Source organism: Maribacter thermophilus, assembly GCF_001020565.1.
Lineage (GTDB): Bacteria > Bacteroidota > Bacteroidia > Flavobacteriales > Flavobacteriaceae > Maribacter > Maribacter thermophilus.
Window position 1 is genome coordinate 265,164 of sequence record NZ_LDAS01000001.1, and the last position, 19,697, is coordinate 284,860.

Sequence of the window (19,697 nt, forward strand, 5' to 3'; positions counted from 1 at the left end):
AATGATTATACAAATTTTTATAGAATCGTTACTTTTTAATACAATTACATAGAAAATGAAACTTTTTAGTGCCGAACAAATTTATGCCGCTGATAAATTCACAATTGAGAAGCAGCAAATTACGAGTGATGAACTTATGGAGAGGGCTGCGGTTCAAATTTTTAATTGGTTGCATATACGCATGCAGGGGGCTCCGGTAAAGATCCATATACTTTGTGGTATAGGAAACAATGGGGGTGACGGCATGGCACTTGCCAGGCACTTGATGGAGCATGGTTACAATATACAGGTCTATGTGGTTAATTATAGCGAAAAGCGCTCAAAAGACTTTCTAATAAACCTTGACCGGTTAAAAGATAGAAAAATATGGCCTACTTTTTTAGAGGCCGCAAGTGATTTGCCCACTATAGACAAAGATGATATCATCGTAGATGCTATTTTTGGTATCGGATTGAATAGAACGCCTGATAATTGGGTTGTTAAGTTAGTGGAACACTTAAATTCTTCAAGAGCGTTCATTCTTTCGGTAGATATACCTTCTGGGCTTTTTACACATAAAGTTCCGGAAAATGAAAAGTCGGTAATACAGTCTAATTACGTTTTAAGTTTCCAATTTCCAAAACTGGTATTTTTTCTACCTCAAACAGGAATATTTATTGAGCAATGGGAAGTGTTGGATATAGGACTCGACAATGAGTTTTTAATGCAAACGGAAACTGAGTACGAGCTTATTTCAAAGAATGAGGTTTTGCCACTTTATCATCCAAGAACTAAATTTTCGCACAAAGGAACTTATGGACATGCTTTATTGGTCGGGGGTAGTTATGGAAAGGTCGGAGCTGTAAACATGGCCGGTAGGGCAGCCCTGAAATCGGGAAGCGGGCTGGTTACCTGTTTGTTGCCAAAGTGTGGCTATGACATTTTGCAGACTTCTTTGCCAGAGGCAATGGTATTAACAAGTGGTGAATCTTCTCTTTTAAAAATTGAGTACGATATTTCGCCAAACGTAATTGGTATAGGCATGGGTATGGGCTTGGCCGATAGTACAACACAGGCATTTGGAGACTTTCTAAAGAAAAATCAGTTGCCATTGGTAATCGATGCAGATGCCTTGAACATAATTTCTGAAAATAAGGAGTTAATGGAATTGCTACCCAAACAAGCTGTGCTAACTCCCCACCCTAAAGAATTGGAAAGGCTTATAGGGAAATGGGAAGACGACTTTGATAAGCTGAAAAAGACAAAGGAGTTTTCAAAAAAGTATGATTGTATTGTAGTTATAAAAGGGGCGCATACCATTACCGTTTATGGCGATAGGGGATATGTGAATACAACAGGTAACCCGGGTATGGGTACGGCCGGCAGTGGCGATGTGCTTACCGGGGTAATTACAGGATTGATGGCGCAAGGATATAATCCGTTGGACGCTGCTGTTTTTGGTGTTTATCTTCATGGTAGGTCTGCCGACCTGACAGTAGAAAGAACAGGATACCAAGCATTGTTGGCCTCCGATATAATAGAAGGCCTGGGAAATGCTTATCTAGATCTTTTTAAGGTTCCCGAACAAGTGCAACAAGAACCCGAAGATAATGCAGGCAATAAGTAAATATATGTTTGTATCGGGGTGTTATAGGGTATTGTAAAGAGTTATTTTGTTTTTACCCTGCGTTTGACCCATTTTAAGGCGTTATCGTACTCTATGAAAAACTTCATAGGTTTTTTGTAGAAAAGCTTTTCGATCTTAAAGTTGTGCATATCTATTTCTTTAATAGAAACGATAGCATATGCTTTTAGATTGTCTAATTCTTTGAGATAGGTATAAATGGTAGGGTCTATGGCGTAAGAATTTTTTCTTAGGCTTATATAACCAAAATTCTTGTTCCTGAAATGAATTTCCGAAATACCTATTATTTGGTATGCTCTTTCCAATGTTAACGTGGCACCTTCATCAAAGATAGCTACCATGTAATCTTCAAAAACTTGTATTTTTCCAACCTCTAGTTCATATTCTCGTACTATGACTTTTTTCTTCACAGATCCAACCTTCATTTTATTTGTATAATAGTGTCTGTAGCGAAAGTAGGTGGATTGGTTGCCTTTTGATAACTTTTTAGATTAAAGGCGGAAATATCGTTCATACTGCGTTTGGCAATAAAACTTTGTATTTCTATTCTTACGCGTAGAAATGATTTGTATTAAAAAAGGGAGCCTTTATACGGACTCCCTTTTTTATCGATCTAATAAACTTTGAATCTATTCTGTTTTGGAGGATTCTTCTGATTTTTCGATTTTAATAGTCAATTCGTTTTTCTCTTTATCAAGAGCCATAGATATGGTATCTCCTTCTTCAAGGTTTGAATTTACTATTTCCTCTGCCAAGGCATCTTCTATATATTTCTGAATGGCCCTTTTTAAAGGTCTTGCTCCATACTGCTTATCGAAACCTTTTTCGGCAATATAGTCTTTGGCATCTTCAGAAAGTTTAAGGGTGTAACCTATTCCCTTAATTCTCTTGTATAGCTTAGATAGTTCTATATCAATGATTTGGTGTATGTGTTCCCTTTCTAGGGCGTTAAACACGATGACATCATCGATCCTATTTAAGAATTCTGGGGCGAACGCTTTTTTCAGGGCATTTTCTATAACGCCTTTTTGGTGTGCGCTGGCCTGTTCTTTTTTAGCTGCCGTGCCAAAACCAACTCCTTGTCCAAAGTCTTTTAGTTGTCGTGCCCCAATATTGGAGGTCATGATAATGATAGTGTTTCTAAAATCAATTTTTCTACCAAGACTATCGGTCAAATAGCCATCGTCCAATACTTGAAGCAACATGTTAAAGACGTCTGGGTGGGCTTTCTCGACTTCGTCTAGCAAGATGACAGAGTAAGGCTTTCTGCGAACTTTTTCTGTTAACTGTCCACCTTCTTCGTATCCCACATATCCTGGAGGGGCACCTACCAATCTAGAAATGGCAAATTTCTCCATATACTCGCTCATGTCTATACGGATGAGGGCGTCTTCAGAATCGAAAAGCTCTTTGGCCATTACTTTGGCCAGCTGTGTTTTACCAACACCGGTTTGGCCCAAGAATATAAAGGAACCAATGGGTTTGTTGGGGTCTTTTAGACCGGCCCTGTTTCTTTGTATGGCTTTTGAGACTTTCGCTACGGCTTCGTCTTGTCCTATTACATTTGCTTTTATAAGGTTTGGCAATTCGGCCAACTTATTGCTTTCTGTTTGTGCGATTCTATTTACGGGAATACCGCTCATCATCGAAACAACGTCGGCAACATTGTCTTCGGTAACCGTTTCTTTGTTAAGCTTGCTTTCATCTTCCCATCTTTCTTGGGCAATGGCCAATTCTTTTTCAAGACTTTTTTCATCGTCCCTGAGCTTGGCTGCCTCCTCGTATTTTTGTTTTTTGACCACACTGTTTTTTAACTCCCTTACATCTTCCAGCTTTTTCTCTAATTCTAGAATTTGTTTAGGCACGTCCATATTTACAATGTGTACTCTTGATCCGGCCTCGTCCAAGGCATCTATGGCCTTGTCGGGCAAAAATCTATCGGTCATGTAACGGTTGGTCAACTTAACACAAGCTTCGATCGCTTCGTCCGTATAGCTTACATTATGGTGGTCTTCGTACTTTCCTTTTATATTATGTAAGATTTCTATCGTTTCCTCTACACTTGTGGGTTCTACGATGACCTTTTGGAACCTTCTTTCCAAAGCACCGTCTTTTTCGATATACTGTCGGTACTCGTCCAAGGTAGTAGCTCCTATACATTGGATCTCTCCCCTGGCCAAGGCAGGTTTGAACATGTTGGAGGCGTCTAGGCTTCCTGTAGCTCCACCTGCACCGACAATGGTGTGGATTTCATCGATGAACAAGATAACGTCATCATTTTTTTCCAATTCGTTCATTACCGCTTTCATTCGTTCTTCGAACTGGCCTCGGTATTTTGTACCTGCCACCAATGAAGCCAAGTCAAGGGTAACCACTCTTTTGTTATAAAGAATTCTGGAAACTTTTTTGTTGATGATACGTAGTGCCAGACCTTCGGCGATGGCACTTTTGCCGACACCTGGTTCCCCGATCAGTAGGGGGTTGTTCTTTTTTCTTCTACTTAATATCTGCGACACACGTTCAATTTCCTTTTCACGGCCTACAACAGGGTCCAACTTGTTTTCCTCTGCCATTTGTGTAAGGTCCCTGCCAAAATTATCCAAGACCGGTGTCTTTGATTTTTTATTTCCTTTTGGGCTTGGGCTAGAACCGAAGGTGCTTTCTTTTCCGTCGTTGGGATCGTCAGAATCACTAGGAAAAGATTCTGATGTTGGTGAATCTACAATATCGTCGTCACTAGTGATCATAAACTTAAACTGTTCCTTTACGCCATCATAATCTACTTTAAGTTTATGTAACAACTTAGTAGTAGGGTCGTTTTCGTTTCGTAAGATACACAACAATAAATGTGCTGTGTTTATAGAAGAACTTTGAAAAAGCTTCGCTTCCAGAAATGTAGTTTTCAACGCTCTTTCCGCTTGCCTCGTCAAATGTAGGTTCTTCTTATCTTTTTGTATGCCTCCTGCATTTGGGTTGGAAGGACTAAGAATTTCTACCTTTCTTCGTAAATGATCTAAATCTACGTCCAAGGCATCTAAAATACTTATAGCTTTGCCACTACCATCCCTGAGAAGACCAAGCATTAGGTGCTCAGTGCCAATAAAATCATGGCCAAGCCTTAATGCTTCCTCCTTGCTGTAGGCAATTACATCTTTTACTCTAGGTGAAAAATTATCATCCATATACTCTATTATCAACTATAAAATTACTAAATCTCCTTCAATCATGGGCAAATACCGTACCTATATTCGTTAAAGTTATTCTAAATGACGAAAAAAGTAGCCTAAATCAAAGAGAATGAAAGAATAATTGTTAACCATTTTACCCTGTGGGTATGTTAATAAAATATTGAATAAATACGTTTTATCTTTCTTTGAAGGCATCGATTTTGCGTATATTGGCATGCTTTTTTACTAATAAAAAACAATTAAGATTTTACAATGGCGGAAGGTGAAAAATTGATTCCTATTAACATAGAAGAAGAAATGAAATCTGCCTACATTGATTATTCAATGTCGGTCATAGTGTCACGAGCACTGCCAGATGTGCGCGACGGATTAAAACCTGTGCATAGGCGTGTACTCTACGGAATGCACGAACTTGGGGTTAGAAGCAATAGTGCCCATAAGAAATCTGCCCGTATCGTGGGTGAGGTTTTGGGTAAATACCACCCTCATGGAGATACATCTGTTTATGATACCATGGTAAGAATGGCTCAAGAGTGGAGTTTACGGTATATGCTTATAGATGGTCAGGGTAACTTTGGTTCTGTAGATGGCGATAGCCCGGCGGCTATGCGTTATACCGAGGCGCGTATGCGCAAGATTGCGGACGATATGTTGGCAGATATAGAAAAGGATACCGTAGATCATCAGTTGAATTTTGATGATTCTTTGAAAGAACCGACCGTATTGCCTACAAGAATCCCCAATCTTTTGGTGAACGGGGCATCGGGTATTGCGGTGGGTATGGCGACCAATATGCCTCCACATAACCTTTCGGAGGTGGTCGATGGTACGGTCGCTTATATAGACAACCACGATATAGAGATAGATGAGCTGATGACGCACATCAAAGCGCCGGATTTTCCTACCGGGGGAATCATATACGGCTATGATGGTGTAAAAGAGGCTTTCCATACTGGAAGAGGCAGAATAGTAATGCGCGCAAAAGCTACTTTTGAAGAAGTTCAAGGTCGCGAGTGTATTATTGTTACCGAAATTCCTTATCAAGTGAACAAGGCCGATATGATCAAGAAAACGGCCGACTTGATCAACGATAAAAAGATAGAGGGTATTTCTACGATACGTGACGAGTCTGACCGTAATGGTATGCGTATCGTATACATCTTAAAAAGAGATGCTATTCCAAATATTGTATTGAACACCTTGTTCAAGTACACGGCATTGCAGACCTCTTTTAGTGTAAACAATATCGCCTTGGTAAACGGTAGGCCAGAGTTGCTGAACATAAAGGAAATGATTCATCATTTTGTGGAGCATAGGCATGATGTTGTTGTAAGAAGAACGAAATTTGAGCTGAAAAAAGCAGAAGATCGAGCCCATATTCTTGAAGGTCTTATAATTGCCTCCGATAATATTGATGAGGTAATAGCTATAATAAGGGCTTCTTCAAACGCAGATGAAGCACGTGAGAATTTAATGGAGCGGTTTAAGTTGACCGAAATACAGGCGAAGGCCATCGTAGAAATGCGATTGCGTCAGCTTACCGGACTGGAGCAAGACAAATTACGTACAGAGTACGATGAGGTAATAAAGACCATTGCCGACCTTAAAGATATTCTTGCTAGAAAGGAGCGTAGAATGGAAATTATTAAGGATGAGCTTCTTGAGGTAAAAGAAAAGTATGGTGATGAGCGCCGATCAGAGATCAATTTTGCCGGTGGTGATTTAAGTATGGAAGATATGATACCTAATGAGCAGGTGGTCATAACCATATCTCGTGCCGGATATATCAAAAGAACACCTTTGAGCGAGTACAAGACCCAAAATAGGGGTGGTGTTGGTCAAAAGGCATCTTCTACCCGTAACGAGGACTTCTTAGAGCACTTGTTCGTAGGTACCAACCACCAATATATGTTGTTCTTTACCCAAAAGGGAAAATGTTTTTGGATGCGCGTATACGAAATACCCGAAGGCAGTAGAACTTCTAAGGGTAGGGCTATTCAAAACCTTATCAATATAGAGCAAGATGATATGGTCAAGGCCTTTATATGTACCCAGGATCTTAAGGACGAGGACTATGTAAATAGTCATTATGTAATTATGGCCACTAAAAAAGGTACAGTTAAAAAGACTTCTTTGGAACAATATTCCAGACCACGTCAGAATGGTATAAATGCGATTACGATCAAAGAAGGGGATGAGCTGTTAGAGGCTAAACTAACCACAGGTACAAGTCAAATTTTCTTAGGTCTAAAATCCGGTAAAGCCATTAGGTTCGAAGAAAGTAAGACAAGGCCTATGGGTAGAAACGCTTCTGGTGTGCGAGGTATTACTCTGGCACATGAAGAAGATGAGGTAATAGGAATGGTTTCGGTACATAATTTTGAGGATGAACTATTAGTGGTATCCGAAAATGGTTATGGTAAAAGATCTAGTATAGATGACTACAGAATTACCAATAGGGGCGGTAAAGGTGTCAAGACCATTAGTATTACCGAGAAGACCGGGAATTTGGTAGCCATTAAAAATGTAACCGATTCGGATGACCTGATGATAATAAATAAATCGGGCATTGCTATTAGGATGAGTGTAGAGGACCTTAGAGTGATGGGAAGGGCTACACAAGGCGTTAAACTTATCAATATTAAGGGCAATGACTCTATAGCCGCAGTTGCCAAGGTTATGAAAGATGAGGATAATTTGGACGGGGCCGATATAAACGATATTGAGGTTACGCCAGAAGATAATGGCACGGGTATTGATAATGGAAGCAACGAAGAAGAAACAGAATCATAAACACTAATAAATAAACAAGAAAAAATGAAAACTAAGATTTCGATAATAGCGGCGCTGTCATTCACTGTGATGGGGTTTTCGCAGAAAAATGAGATAAAGGCTGCGGAAAAGGCGCTAAAAGGAGGAGATGCCTCATCGGCAAAAACCTCATTAGAAGCTGCTTCGGGTTTAATATCAAGTGCCGATGAAAAGTTACAGGCTCAATACTATTTTACAAGAGGTAAAATATATAACGACTTGGCCAAAAAAGGAGATGATAGTGCTTTTGAAGAGGCGGTATCCTCTTTTAAAAAAGTTTTGGATATTGAAGAAAAAACGGGCAAGAAAAAGTATTCTAGCGAGACCAATGAATATATAGCCAGTTTAACTGCCGATTTGGTAAACTCTGCCGTAGCGGACAATGAAAAGAAGAACTTTAAAGAAGCTTCTGAGAAGTTGTATATGAGCTATAAGATAAGCCCAAAAGACACTTCTTACCTTTATTACGCTGCAAGTAGTGCAGTTAACGGTGGGCATTATGAAGACGCCCTAAAGTATTATAACGAACTTCAAGAGGTCGGTTATGATGGAAGTGGGGTTGTCTATAAAGCGACCAATGTGGCTACCGGAGAGGTTGAAACAATGGATAAGGTACAAAGAGATTTGATGATCAAATCAGGTGCATATAAAGATCCTGTCGACGATAAGACACCTTCTAAAAAGGCGGAAATTGTTAAAAACACAGCTTTGATTTACACTCAATTAGGGCAAGACGATAAGGCGTTAGAAGCCTATAAGGCTGCTAGGGCCAATGATCCCAATGATGTTAACCTTATTTTGAACGAGGCTAATTTGTATTTTAAATTAGGCGATAAAGATAAGTTTAAGGACTTGATGGCAGAAGCTATTGCGCTAGCTCCCGATAATCCAGATTTACACTATAATGTTGGTGTTATTAATATGGAACAAGGAAATTATGAAGAAGCTAGAAAGTCTTACAAAAAGGCGATAGAAATCAATCCTAGTTATACCAATGCCTATTTGAACCTTTCTACAACTTACGTAAACGAAGGTAATAAGCTAATCGACGAAATGAATTCATTGGGTAATTCACGAGCCGATATAGCCAGATACGATGAATTAAAAACGCAGAAAGATGATTTGTTCTTGCAAGGTGCCAACGTTTTGGAAGATGCCTTAAAAACAAATCCTGACAACCAAGGTATTTTAACGCAATTAAAAAATATCTATGGAGCCATGGGGGATAACGAAAACTTTATGCGTATTAAAAAGATGTTGGGCGAGTAATAAAACTTGTAAAACACATAAAATATAAAAGGCCCTGAATTTCAGGGCCTTTTTACTTTTTAGATTATTTTTTTGATGACCCTTAGCTTATGCGAGTAGTTTCGTAAGTCATTATTAAAAATACCCGTATGGTCTATACGGTCAATTCTGACCGTGCCATTAACATGTATTATATAATTATTGTCCATGATAATACCTACATGATCTATAATGCCATTGGTATTGTCAAAAAAGGCTAAGTCACCGGCTTCACTTTCTTCCACAAAACTCAAAGCTTCACCTTGGGTAGCTTGTTGTTCAGCATTCCTTAGCAGTTCATATCCATTGATCTTATAGACCATTTGTGTTAGTCCCGAAGCGTCTATGCCAAAAGGAGTTCGGCCACCGTTTAAACCGGGGGAGTTCAGGTATAACAATGCGGTTTTTACAAGGTTTTCCTTTTTCTGCATGCCTTGAAGTTTGTTTCCGTCAAACTTAACACATAAACTTTCTGTATTGTTCATGGAAGAACCTAATAGAATAGGTGTTAACATGCTGTTGTTATGTTCAACATAACCGATTAGGTCAGAAGTGTGGCATTTTACCTTGTTTTGTATGGCCTCATACTCTTCTTTGGATATAAAAAGTAATTGATTGTTAGGTATCCATCCTTCACAATTATCATAGGCCACCCTAATTTTAGACCAGTATTTTCGGGATTCCAAAATTTTGAAATGTTCACCGAACAATAACTGGCTCATCATCTCTGACGATTCTTCGGGCGAATATCTAAGAGGAACTATACTTAAAGGACAAATACCGTATTGCATATGCTTTCTGCAGGAAATTAAAGTTTTTCCAAAACTACGGCAGAAGCTCCGCCGCCACCATTGCAAATAGCTGCAGCACCAATTTTTCCATTATTTTGGTCCAGAACATTGATTAAGGTTACCAAAATACGTGCTCCCGAACAACCTAATGGATGTCCTAAAGAAACAGCACCTCCGTTAACATTTACATTTTTGTCCGTTAAACCTAGAAGTTTCATATTGGCAAGGCCAACGACCGAGAAGGCCTCATTAAATTCAAAATAATCAACATCATCTATGGTAATGCCGGCTTTATCCAAAGCTTTGGGTAGTGCTTTGGCAGGCGCTGTCGTAAACCATTTTGGCTCTTGTGCCGCATCGGCATAACTTTTTATTTTGGCCAATGGTTTTAAACCTAATTCGTTGGCCTTTTCGGCACTCATCAGTATTAATGCCGCTGCACCATCGTTTATAGTAGAGGCATTTGCGGCCGTAACCGTACCTTCTTTAGAGAAAGCGGGTCTTAGGCTTGGTATTTTTTCTAGCTTAACATTTTTGTATTCCTCGTCTTCCGAAACCAAGACAGGTTCGCCCCTTCTTTGGGGAACGGATACGGGAACTACCTCATTTTTAAATTTGCCATTGTTCCAAGCGTCTGCCGATCTTTCGTAAGATTGTATGGCAAACTTGTCTTGGTCTTCTCTTGAAAATTCATATTCATTGGCACATTCATCTGCACAGACACCCATGGCATTTTGGTCATAGGCATCTACCAATCCGTCTTTTTGCATTCCGTCCAATAAAGAGGAAGGGCCAAATTTTGTTGCGGACCTTAAATAGGCGTAGTGTGGAATTAAGCTCATGTTTTCCATTCCTCCGGCCACTACAATAGAGGCGTCTCCTAAAGATATTGCTTGGGCGGCCTGCATAACGGCTTTCATACCGGAGGCGCAAACTTTGTTTATGGTGGTACAGGGTACCGTATTAGGAATACCGGCATAAATGGCCGCTTGCCTAGCTGGCGCCTGCCCGGTGCCGGCCTGTACAACATTCCCCATTAATACCTCATCGACAGATTGGGGTTTAAGGTTAATTTTTTCTAAGGCTCCTTTAATAGCAGCTGCCCCAAGTTTTGGAGCGGTAACCGTTGAAAGTGCTCCCATAAAACTTCCTATGGGCGTACGTACGGCGGAAACGATAACAACCTCTTTCATATTATTAAAATCTTAAGTTTAGCGAAATTACTAAAATTCTGGGGCAACAGTATGCTTATTGCTCCAATTCCTGATCGTATGGTTATATTTTCTATTTTTGAAATTACATACTTTAAATATATATCAATTGGATAATCTTTATAAAAAACAGTCTCTTATCTATAAGTATGTACTTTATGTTATAGCCATCGGGTTTATTGTTTTTTTCTTTCCTAAGGGCGGTAAGTTCAAGTATGAGTTTCAAAAAGGAAAACCTTGGCAGTTTGAAACCCTATATGCTCCCTTCGACTTTTCAATAAAAAAAACAGAAGAAGAGATTAATAAAGAAAAACAGGAAATAGAGAACACTAGTGGTCAATATTTTAGGTACAATAAGGAAGTAGTTGATGAGGTTTACGATGAATTAAATTTGGAGTTCGAGGAAATTTTTGGTGATTACGAACTTTCAGACTTTCAAAAACGACTTTTAAAAACTACGGCAGAGGATTTACTGGGTGCGATATACAAAAATGGAATAATCGGGAGCAGTGCAGAACAGATAAGTAGCTCCAGCTCCACCATTTATTTACTAAAGAACAACGAAGCCGAAAGAGTAAGGATTTCTGATTTTTATAGGGTTACCGAAATTGACAATCTGGTTAAAGAGAAGCTTGTAGAAAAAGGATTGGAGGGGTTTAATAAAGATTTTCAAACCCTCTTTTTTGATCTTATCGTGCCCAATGTTAGTTATGATGCCGATTTAACCCAAAAAAGTAGGGAAGATGCCCTTTCTAAGATTAGCTATACCCGGGGTACCGTAGATGAGGGTAAACTGATTATAGCAAAAGGAGAGGTCGTAGAAGGAGAGAATTTAAAGATTTTAGAGTCTTTAAAAGCAGAGTATGAATCTGAGCTATGGACAGAAAACAATTACTATTTTATATTAATAGGATATACCGTATTGGTAGCCTTGGTATTGATAATGCTATATCTATTTTTAAAGCGGTATAGGCCATTTGTATATGAGAACAATACAAAGGTAACGTTCATTGTCTTTAATATTCTACTTATGGTGTTTGTCACCACCATGGTAGTTAAATATGATGATACGCTGGTGTTTGTGGTGCCGCTCTGTATATTGCCCTTGATTCTAAAAACATTTTTCGACGCTAGGTTGGGGCTCTTTTCACATGTGCTTACAGTGCTTATTTTGGGATTTGTGGTACCTAATAGTTTCGAATATATCTTTCTTCAGATTATAACCGGTATTGTTACGATACTCACGGTTTCTGAGCTATATAAAAGGGCCAATCTTTTTATATCCGTAGGGCAGATTACGCTGATCTATATTGTGGCCTACCTGGCTTTTCATATAATCCATGAAGGTAACCTGGATAATATTTCATGGTTTTCACTTGGTCTTTTTCTGTTGAACGGAATGATAACCTTGTTTGTGCAACCGTTAATTTATATATACGAAAAAGTCTTTGGTCTGGTCTCGGATGTGTCTCTGTTAGAATTATCCGATACCAATTCTAAACTACTAAAAGAGCTTTCCAATAAGGCTCCAGGAACTTTTCATCATTCTTTACAAGTCGCCAATTTAGCAGAGGCCGCCGCTAATGAAATTGGTGCGAATGCCATGTTGGTAAGGGTAGGGGCATTATACCATGATATAGGTAAAATGAACAATCCTACTTATTTTACCGAAAATCAGATTACCAATGTAAACCCACATGATGACATTACCCCGAAAGAAAGCGCAAAAATTATCATAGACCATGTGATAAACGGTATAGAGATTGCGAGGAAGAATAATTTACCGGATAGGATCATAGATTTTATAAGGTCTCACCATGGTACTACGTTTGTGTATTATTTTTATAAAAAGCAGAAAGAGTTGGAAGAAGAGGTGAACGAGGAAGATTTTAGGTATCCTGGTCCATTGCCCTTTTCCAAGGAAACAGCGATATTAATGATGGCAGACTCTGTAGAGGCGGCATCTAAAAGTTTAAAGGACCCCACGTTTTCTATTATTGATGCTTTTGTTGATAAGATTATTTCAGGGCAAATGAAGGCAAACCAGTTTATAAATGCCGATATAACCTTTAAAGAAATAGAAATAATCAAGAAAATCTTTAAACAGAAGTTAACAAACATCTATCATTTACGGGTGGAATATCCTGAGTAATAAGAGTGTAGTAATAACTTTAAAAAAAATAAAGAAAATAGTTGTTTAATAATGCTTATAAATTTACATTTGCATCCGCATTTTAAGCGAAAGTTCATTGAAGAAATTATTGGAGAGGTGCCGGAGTGGTAACGGAGCAGATTGCTAATCTGTCGACGCGTAAGTGTCGCATGGGTTCGAGTCCCATTCTCTCCGCAATTTTCTTCAAAATTTAAGATAACCTTTTCGGGGTGTAGCGTAGCCCGGTTATCGCGCCGCGTTTGGGACGCGGAGGTCGCAGGTTCGAATCCTGCCACCCCGACATAATACTTTAAAACCCGACAATCTATGATTGTCGGGTTTTTTTGTTTTAAAGAAATACCAAGCTGTGATTTTTAACATTGGCTAATAATATATAGAACATCACTGTTTAATTTTCTATTATCAAATTAAGTATAGGAATAGGGGTTCTAAGTGGTTTAAGAACATTAAGGTACAGATAATGAGCTGCATTCTTGTAGTATGAATTCGCTATAAGAACAAGTGAAGCGGTAGCCCATAATTCATATGGTTTTTGCTTAAAATTATGAACCCCCGACAATTTATAATTGTCGGGGGTTTAGTTTTACAACCAGTATAAGAGGCTACAACCGCTTATACAGTATATTGCTATGTAAGGATTAGTAAAGACCTATTTGTTAATAGGTCTCCTTTATCCAATTGTAAGGTTTTCTTTTAATCCACATACCTCTGGTGAAATCTGGTATTTCCTGTGGTTCCCCATTGTTTTCGATAGAGGCTTCCGATAACGGTGTTATAGAGCTCCATGCGGCGGCATCATAAGCATCCATTGGTGGAGCAATGTTTTGTTTAGCGGACTCTACAAAAGCGTTCATTACAAAGAAATCCATTCCTCCGTGGCCGGCATCCTTGGCGTAATCACCGTATTTTTTCCAAAGAGGGTGCTCGTATTTTTTTAACCAAGAACCTGCATCATCCCAACGGTGTGGTTGCGATTTTCCTTCTATATACATTCTATTGCCATCAACTTCCCATAAGCCGTTTACTCCTTGAACGCGGAAACCTAGCGAGTAAGGTCTTGGAAGGTTACAATCGTGTGTAATTATGATCGTCTCTCCCTTGGCCGTTTCTACTGTTGTGGTTATGACATCGCCTTGTTTCCAATCAAGTTTGGCATTAGGGTGGTTTTCGCCCCCTTTTGGGTGTTTTACGATATAATCGTGTAGCCCTCTTGGTTTACTTGCATGCGAAGTAAGGGAAACCAATCTGTTACCTCTGTTAATATCTGCCATAACGGCCACAGGCCCCAAACCATGTGTTGGGTACACATCGCCATTTCGTAATAAAGAGTGTTGGGTTCTCCATTTAGATTCTGAAATACCTTTTTCTCCAAACTCGACTCCTGGTCCGTAAGGATCTATACCGTCGTTGAATTTAACCCCTCTTAGATCGTGTTGGTACCCACAACGGAAATGGGCCAACTCGCCAAACACATTTTGTTTTACCATGTTTAGAACGGCAAGCACATCTTGTCGGTAACAAACATTCTCCATAATCATAAGATGAGAGCCAGTACGCTCATGCGTATTTACCAAGTCCCAACATTCTTCCAAAGTATTGGCAGCAGATACTTCCAATCCGGTGTATTTTCCTGCTTCCATTGCATCTACTGCCATTCTTGTATGCCAAAGCCAAGGGGTAGATATCACGACCGCTTCTACATCATCATTTTCCAGCAGATTTTTATAATCGTGTTCGTTTTTATCAAAAACCAAGGGTTTCTTTTTGCCTTTCTCGGCTATTTTACCTTTTGCGATTTCTATTCTCTTTGGGTCGATATCGCATATGGCGGTAACGATTACATCATCTCTTAACAAAAGGTTGTTTAAGTGGTTGGTGCCCCTTAGACCTACTCCTATAACTCCGACTTTTAATTTTTGACTATCCTTACCAGTGGTAAACTCAAGCGCGGAGGTTGGTAAAATTGCCATACCTAAACCGGCGGCAGATGTTTTTTTGATAAAATTTCTTCGATTATTCTGCATCACGTTCTTTTATATTTAGATCTTTGTTGATTTTCTTGTTCAAGTTTGTTTTGTTCGATGAGGTGTAAATTTCAGACAATTAGGTGTTGTTCTTAGTTGACATAATGGTTAATCTTAGGGGGTTTTTTTATCGATTCTTAATAAATATGTTAATTGGCTCTTAATTTTATTGCACTGGTGAAGTTTACTTATAAAATTTATCTAATTGTTACTAAATTCTCATAGAACGATGATAGATTTGTTGCGGATAAGAGATGGGAGTAGAAACCAATTATGGAAATGACGATTAAACAATATAGATATTAACTTCATTTTAAACAAAATATACGTAGTATTTATATGTAGTTTGAGCACTTTGCTTGTACTAATGGGCATGCTTTTTACCAGTATGGGCCTTTTTGCCCAGAACGAGCGTTCCAACTTTGTTCATTTGTCCAGAAATTTTCTTGCGTATTCAGAGATAACCTATGATGATCTTGGCTTTGTATGGATTTCAGGTGCACAAGGTCTTTATAAGTATGATGGTTATGATTTTGAGCTAAGGCCCTATACATCCTATTTTGGTGATGGTTTTTCGTATAAATCCCCTGTGCTCCTTCATCGAGACCCAAATAGACGTTTATGGATCGCATCTACCTTGCAAGAGGTATCTTATATGAATACTAGGGGAGAAGTCGTTAAAATTGGTTTGAATACTGATATTAACGAAAAAATAGCAGCAGTCTCTTCCAATGAAGAGGTTGTTTGGTTTGGTACCGATACTGGTAAACTATATTATTATAGAAATAGTACGGAAACTATTGAGCCCATTTTGGTGTTGCCGAATGAGACTATTGAGAGAGAAACAGCAATAGTGGATATCGCGGTAGATGCTAAAAATGGTGTCTGGGCCAGCTTTGTAGATGGTACGATCTACCATTATGATGCCGATAAAAAGTTATGGAGCAGGCTAGAGGCTCCCGTTACATCTTTTGGTACCGATCTGATCAAGTTGGAAGTGGATAAGAAAGGCCATTTATGGATCGCTACTGAATTGCATGGTTTGTTAAAGCTAGATCCCCAAAAAAATGAATTTGTACAATTTGCGCAGAACATTGATTTTTCGGAAGAGGATAAATATCCCATGTTCATAGCCTTATATTGTGATAGTGGGGGAAATATTTGGGCAGGTACCGATGGCGATGGTTTTTTTAGAATCGACCCTGATACGGGTCAGGTAGATAATTTTAAACCTAATCCACTTAATAAATTTTCCATTAGCAACGCCACGATCACCAAAATAGGTGAAGATGCCAGTCAAAATATTTGGGTGGTGACCAAAGAAGGGCAAATAGATATTCTGCCAAAAGTAAACCCTGCGATTAGTTATTATAGTGGTAGCAAGGAAGAAATACCCACTAAGACTTTGTCCATTATGCAAACCCCGGATAGTATTCTGTGGTTTGGTAGCGATGGCAAGGGGCTGACGGGTATGAATGTCGATGGGACCAAGACATTGTATTCTATGGATAAGGGTGCAGATATACCTTTTAAAGGGAAGTTTGTACAATCTATGGCGGTAGATTCGCTCGGAAATTTATGGGTGGGTACCTACCAAAACGGACTTTGGGTCTTAAGGCATGGTGAACGCAACAAGCCCTTAGAAGTTGAGGTGAGAGATGGTGCTGGGCATAGGGTAACCGATATTAGAACCATTTTTGTAGATTCTAAGGGAAGGGTGTGGACCGCCTCTAGGTCGTCATTAAACATTTACAATGAAAAAGGGGAAGTGTTGGCCATATACGACAACAATGAATACGGTTTGTCGGGGAAGGTCATAGATTGGTTGATGGAAGATGACCAAGGGGGCATTTGGATAAGCCAAGAGCCTGGAATGCTTTTTAGATTCAATGAAAGTAAAGGGCTTAAAAATCCCGTATTTGAACCCGTAGCTTACCATGAACCGGAATTGGATAAGGAAGATTATTCCATAATAGCTATGGATAAGGATAGTGAAGGAAAACTCTGGTTTCTTACAAAATCCCGTTTCTTAATAAAGTTCGACCCAGTAGAACGCTCGTATATCTCATTAAGGGAAGAAAAAGGATTAAGGGAGATTACAATAGCTTCCATTTTGACCCAGTCCAATAACGAATTATGGTTGGGAAGTTCGCAAGGAATACATCATTACGATCTTGAAACAAAAAATCTGGAATCATACTACCGTATAGATGGGTTACAGGGCGATTCTTTTCTTACAAAAAGTGTCTACAGGTCCTCTGACGGACAATTGTACTTTGGAGGAGGCGATGGAGTTAGTGCCTTTAAACCGGAATCTATGGAAAAAAAAGATTCCAATGCCAAGTTGTATATAAGCCAGATAGAGGTGTTGAACAAGCCCATTCAACATTTTTATCCTTCGATGGATAATGAAAGAGTAGAGTTTCTGGATGAGTTGAAATTAGAAGCTGGGCAAACATCGTTTTCATTCCAATTTGCGGCCTTAGATAATATTTTAGCGCCTAATTACCAATATGCCTATAGGCTAAAGGGGTTTGATGAAGATTGGATAGAACCTAAATCTAACAGGATAGCCTCTTATACCAACATACCCTATGGCAACTATGTTTTTGAAGTCCGTGCAGGCTCTAAGAAGGGAATTTGGGATTTGACCACAAAACAGATTAAGCTATACATTGCACCTCCGTGGTGGCAATCTACATGGGCATACATAGTCTACGGTTTATTGGCGCTTGCCATGTTCTATGGTATCTACGAATGGCTGATATTAAGATATCGATTACAACAAGAGTCGTGGAAGGGGGCCAAAGAAAAGGAGATGTACGACATGAAGGTAGATTTTTTTGTGAAGATGTCGCACGAGGTACAAACACCTTTAACACTGATCTTGGCCCCTATAGATGATATGCTGAACAAGGCAGTGGCCTCTGGTAATGAATTGCTAAAGAACAGGTTGCACCTAATTAGGAACAATGCAAAGAGACTTTCGCGTATAGCCTCTGAACTTACCAATCTTAGGGATAAGGAAGTCAATAAATTGCAGATACGTGCTACTAAGAACAACTTTATATCCAACATAAGGTCGGTGGTGGTTTCCTTTGAGGAACAAGCGGCTTTTAAACAGCTCAACTTTAACCAAAATTATCCTAAAGAAGACATTGTTTTTTGGTATGATAGGGATAAGATAGAGCATGTGATATACAATTTATTGTCGAATGCGATAAAATTTACCCCGAGCGGGGGAGAAGTATCTCTGAGCGTAGAATATAATAAGAAACAAAAGTCTGTAGAGCTTCGGGTATCGGATTCTGGACCGGGTATTCCCGTAAAAGATCAAGAAAAAATATTCAAATTGTTTTACCGTTCTGATCTCGGAAGACAAAGTACAGATTCTTCGGGTATTGGGTTGGCGTTGGCAAAAGAGTTGATAGAGCTTCATCATGGAGAAATAGGTGTTGCCTCAAAACAGGGAAAAGGGGCTACATTTAAAGTAAAGCTTTTTACACGGGAGAACTTGTTTTCCTCAGAAGAAAAGTTGTTCGAGGAAAGCGAGCCCATTGAACTAAAGGAAAAGAAAGATAATAGCCCGGTCCCCGTTAGAGGACGTCTTGTAGGTGCCAAGCAAGAACCTAAAGGACACACCATACTGGTCATCGAGGATCATGTAGAAATGCAAATGTTTCTAAAAGATGAATTAAGGGGCAAATACCAGGTATGTTTGGCGGATAATGGTAAAAAGGGTGTGGAGTTGGCCAAAGAAATACTGCCAGATCTTATTATTTGTGATGTAATGATGCCCGAGATGAACGGTATCGAAGTCTGTGAACGACTACAGGAAGAAAAATTAACCGCTACCATACCTATAATATTGCTTACGGCTGTAGATGCGCCAGAGACAAGAATTGCCGGGTATAAGTCCGGAGCCATTTCGTATGTTCAAAAACCTTTTAATTTCAGGGAGCTCTCCTTGGTCATACAGAATATAATGAACGGTAGGGAAAAGGCCATGGAGCAACTAAAGGGAAAACTGGTGGCGACCCCATTGCCCAATCAAATGCAGTCGAAAGAAGATGCATTTATCTCAGAACTGGTGGCGGCGCTCAACGAACATTTGGAAGAACCCGATTTTCGTTTGGAAGATTTGGCCAATACACTTAATATGAGCTATTCGGTAATCTATAGAAAATGCCAAAAAATACTCGGTAAATCGCTTGTAGAGTTACATAGGACCTTAAAATTGAAAAGAGCGGCACAACTTATTGTAGAAAGTGGATATGGAGTTTCTGAGGCAGCCTTTATCGTAGGGTATAAAGATGCCAAATATTTTAGCCAAAGTTTTAAAAAAGCATTTGGCAAATCTCCTTCGACCTTAAAAAAGGAAGTACAACAGAAAGAGGGAGAAATTAACCTCGAAGACCTTGGAATCAAAATTTAAATCCACTACAAATTAAGCTCATTCCTCTCTTGTTTAAAATGATGCTTTTTGTCTATTTGTTTGAGTTAATTTCAAAATTATGTTCAAAAGGTTGCAGAAAATCTCCTTTATTTTCGATTTGCTTAAAAATTCTACCCTAAGCGATTAAAAACA

The 19,697-nt window shown here is 39.1% G+C and carries 10 protein-coding genes and 2 tRNA genes; 7 read left to right on the forward strand and 5 right to left on the reverse strand.

Annotation, left to right across the window (positions count from 1 at the left end; genetic code table 11):
• Positions 1-55 precede the first annotated feature (55 nt).
• The gene (locus AB657_RS01225) at positions 56-1,606 is read left to right on the forward strand and encodes a bifunctional ADP-dependent NAD(P)H-hydrate dehydratase/NAD(P)H-hydrate epimerase (RefSeq protein WP_047244842.1); all 1,551 of its coding nucleotides are present in this window, start codon (positions 56-58) and stop codon (positions 1,604-1,606) included.
• Positions 1,607-1,647: 41 nt separating this feature from the next.
• Here AB657_RS01225 and AB657_RS01230 read toward each other — a convergent pair whose 3' ends face one another.
• Both AB657_RS01230 and AB657_RS01235 read right to left on the reverse strand, forming a co-directional pair.
• Entirely contained in the window at positions 1,648-2,049 is a 402-nt protein-coding gene (locus AB657_RS01230; RefSeq protein WP_047244843.1) for a hypothetical protein, read from the reverse strand.
• A gap of 204 nt (positions 2,050-2,253) precedes the next feature.
• Complete coding sequence (locus tag AB657_RS01235; protein ID WP_047244844.1) at positions 2,254-4,806, reverse strand: ATP-dependent Clp protease ATP-binding subunit; 2,553 nt, start codon at positions 4,804-4,806, stop codon at positions 2,254-2,256.
• Positions 4,807-5,064: 258 nt separating this feature from the next.
• Here AB657_RS01235 and gyrA point away from each other — a divergent pair, with 258 nt between their 5' ends.
• Both gyrA and AB657_RS01245 read left to right on the forward strand, forming a co-directional pair.
• Positions 5,065-7,605: a DNA gyrase subunit A gene (gene gyrA, locus AB657_RS01240; protein WP_047244845.1), complete on the forward strand. Its 2,541-nt coding sequence runs from the start codon at positions 5,065-5,067 to the stop codon at positions 7,603-7,605.
• Positions 7,606-7,629: 24 nt separating this feature from the next.
• On the forward strand, positions 7,630-8,892 hold the full coding sequence (locus AB657_RS01245; RefSeq protein WP_047244846.1) for a tetratricopeptide repeat protein: 1,263 nt from the start codon (positions 7,630-7,632) through the stop codon (positions 8,890-8,892).
• Between the two features lie 59 nt (positions 8,893-8,951).
• On the opposite strand, the gene AB657_RS01250 is transcribed toward AB657_RS01245, so the two are convergent.
• Complete coding sequence (locus AB657_RS01250) at positions 8,952-9,701, reverse strand: C40 family peptidase (RefSeq protein WP_047244847.1); 750 nt, start codon at positions 9,699-9,701, stop codon at positions 8,952-8,954.
• A gap of 17 nt (positions 9,702-9,718) precedes the next feature.
• Positions 9,719-10,894 carry an acetyl-CoA C-acyltransferase gene (locus AB657_RS01255; RefSeq protein ID WP_047244848.1) on the reverse strand — a complete coding sequence of 392 codons (1,176 nt, stop codon included), beginning with the start codon at positions 10,892-10,894 and terminating at the stop codon, positions 9,719-9,721.
• Positions 10,895-10,991: 97 nt separating this feature from the next.
• On the opposite strand from AB657_RS01255, the gene AB657_RS01260 reads away from it, so the two are divergent.
• From AB657_RS01260 to AB657_RS01270, 3 genes are all read left to right on the forward strand, one after another.
• A complete protein-coding gene (locus tag AB657_RS01260; RefSeq protein WP_232304824.1) occupies positions 10,992-13,064 on the forward strand; it encodes an HD family phosphohydrolase in 2,073 nt (690 codons plus the stop codon).
• Between the two features lie 111 nt (positions 13,065-13,175).
• Positions 13,176-13,259 (forward strand) — tRNA-Ser (locus tag AB657_RS01265).
• A gap of 31 nt (positions 13,260-13,290) precedes the next feature.
• Positions 13,291-13,365: transfer RNA gene (locus AB657_RS01270), tRNA-Pro, on the forward strand.
• Between the two features lie 376 nt (positions 13,366-13,741).
• Here AB657_RS01270 and AB657_RS01275 read toward each other — a convergent pair.
• The gene (locus tag AB657_RS01275) at positions 13,742-15,109 is read right to left on the reverse strand and encodes a Gfo/Idh/MocA family protein (RefSeq protein WP_047244849.1); all 1,368 of its coding nucleotides are present in this window, start codon (positions 15,107-15,109) and stop codon (positions 13,742-13,744) included.
• A 346-nt stretch (positions 15,110-15,455) separates the two neighbouring features.
• On the opposite strand from AB657_RS01275, the gene AB657_RS01280 reads away from it, so the two are divergent.
• The gene (locus tag AB657_RS01280) at positions 15,456-19,544 is read left to right on the forward strand and encodes a hybrid sensor histidine kinase/response regulator transcription factor (protein ID WP_157491536.1); all 4,089 of its coding nucleotides are present in this window, start codon (positions 15,456-15,458) and stop codon (positions 19,542-19,544) included.
• Positions 19,545-19,697 lie beyond the last annotated feature (153 nt).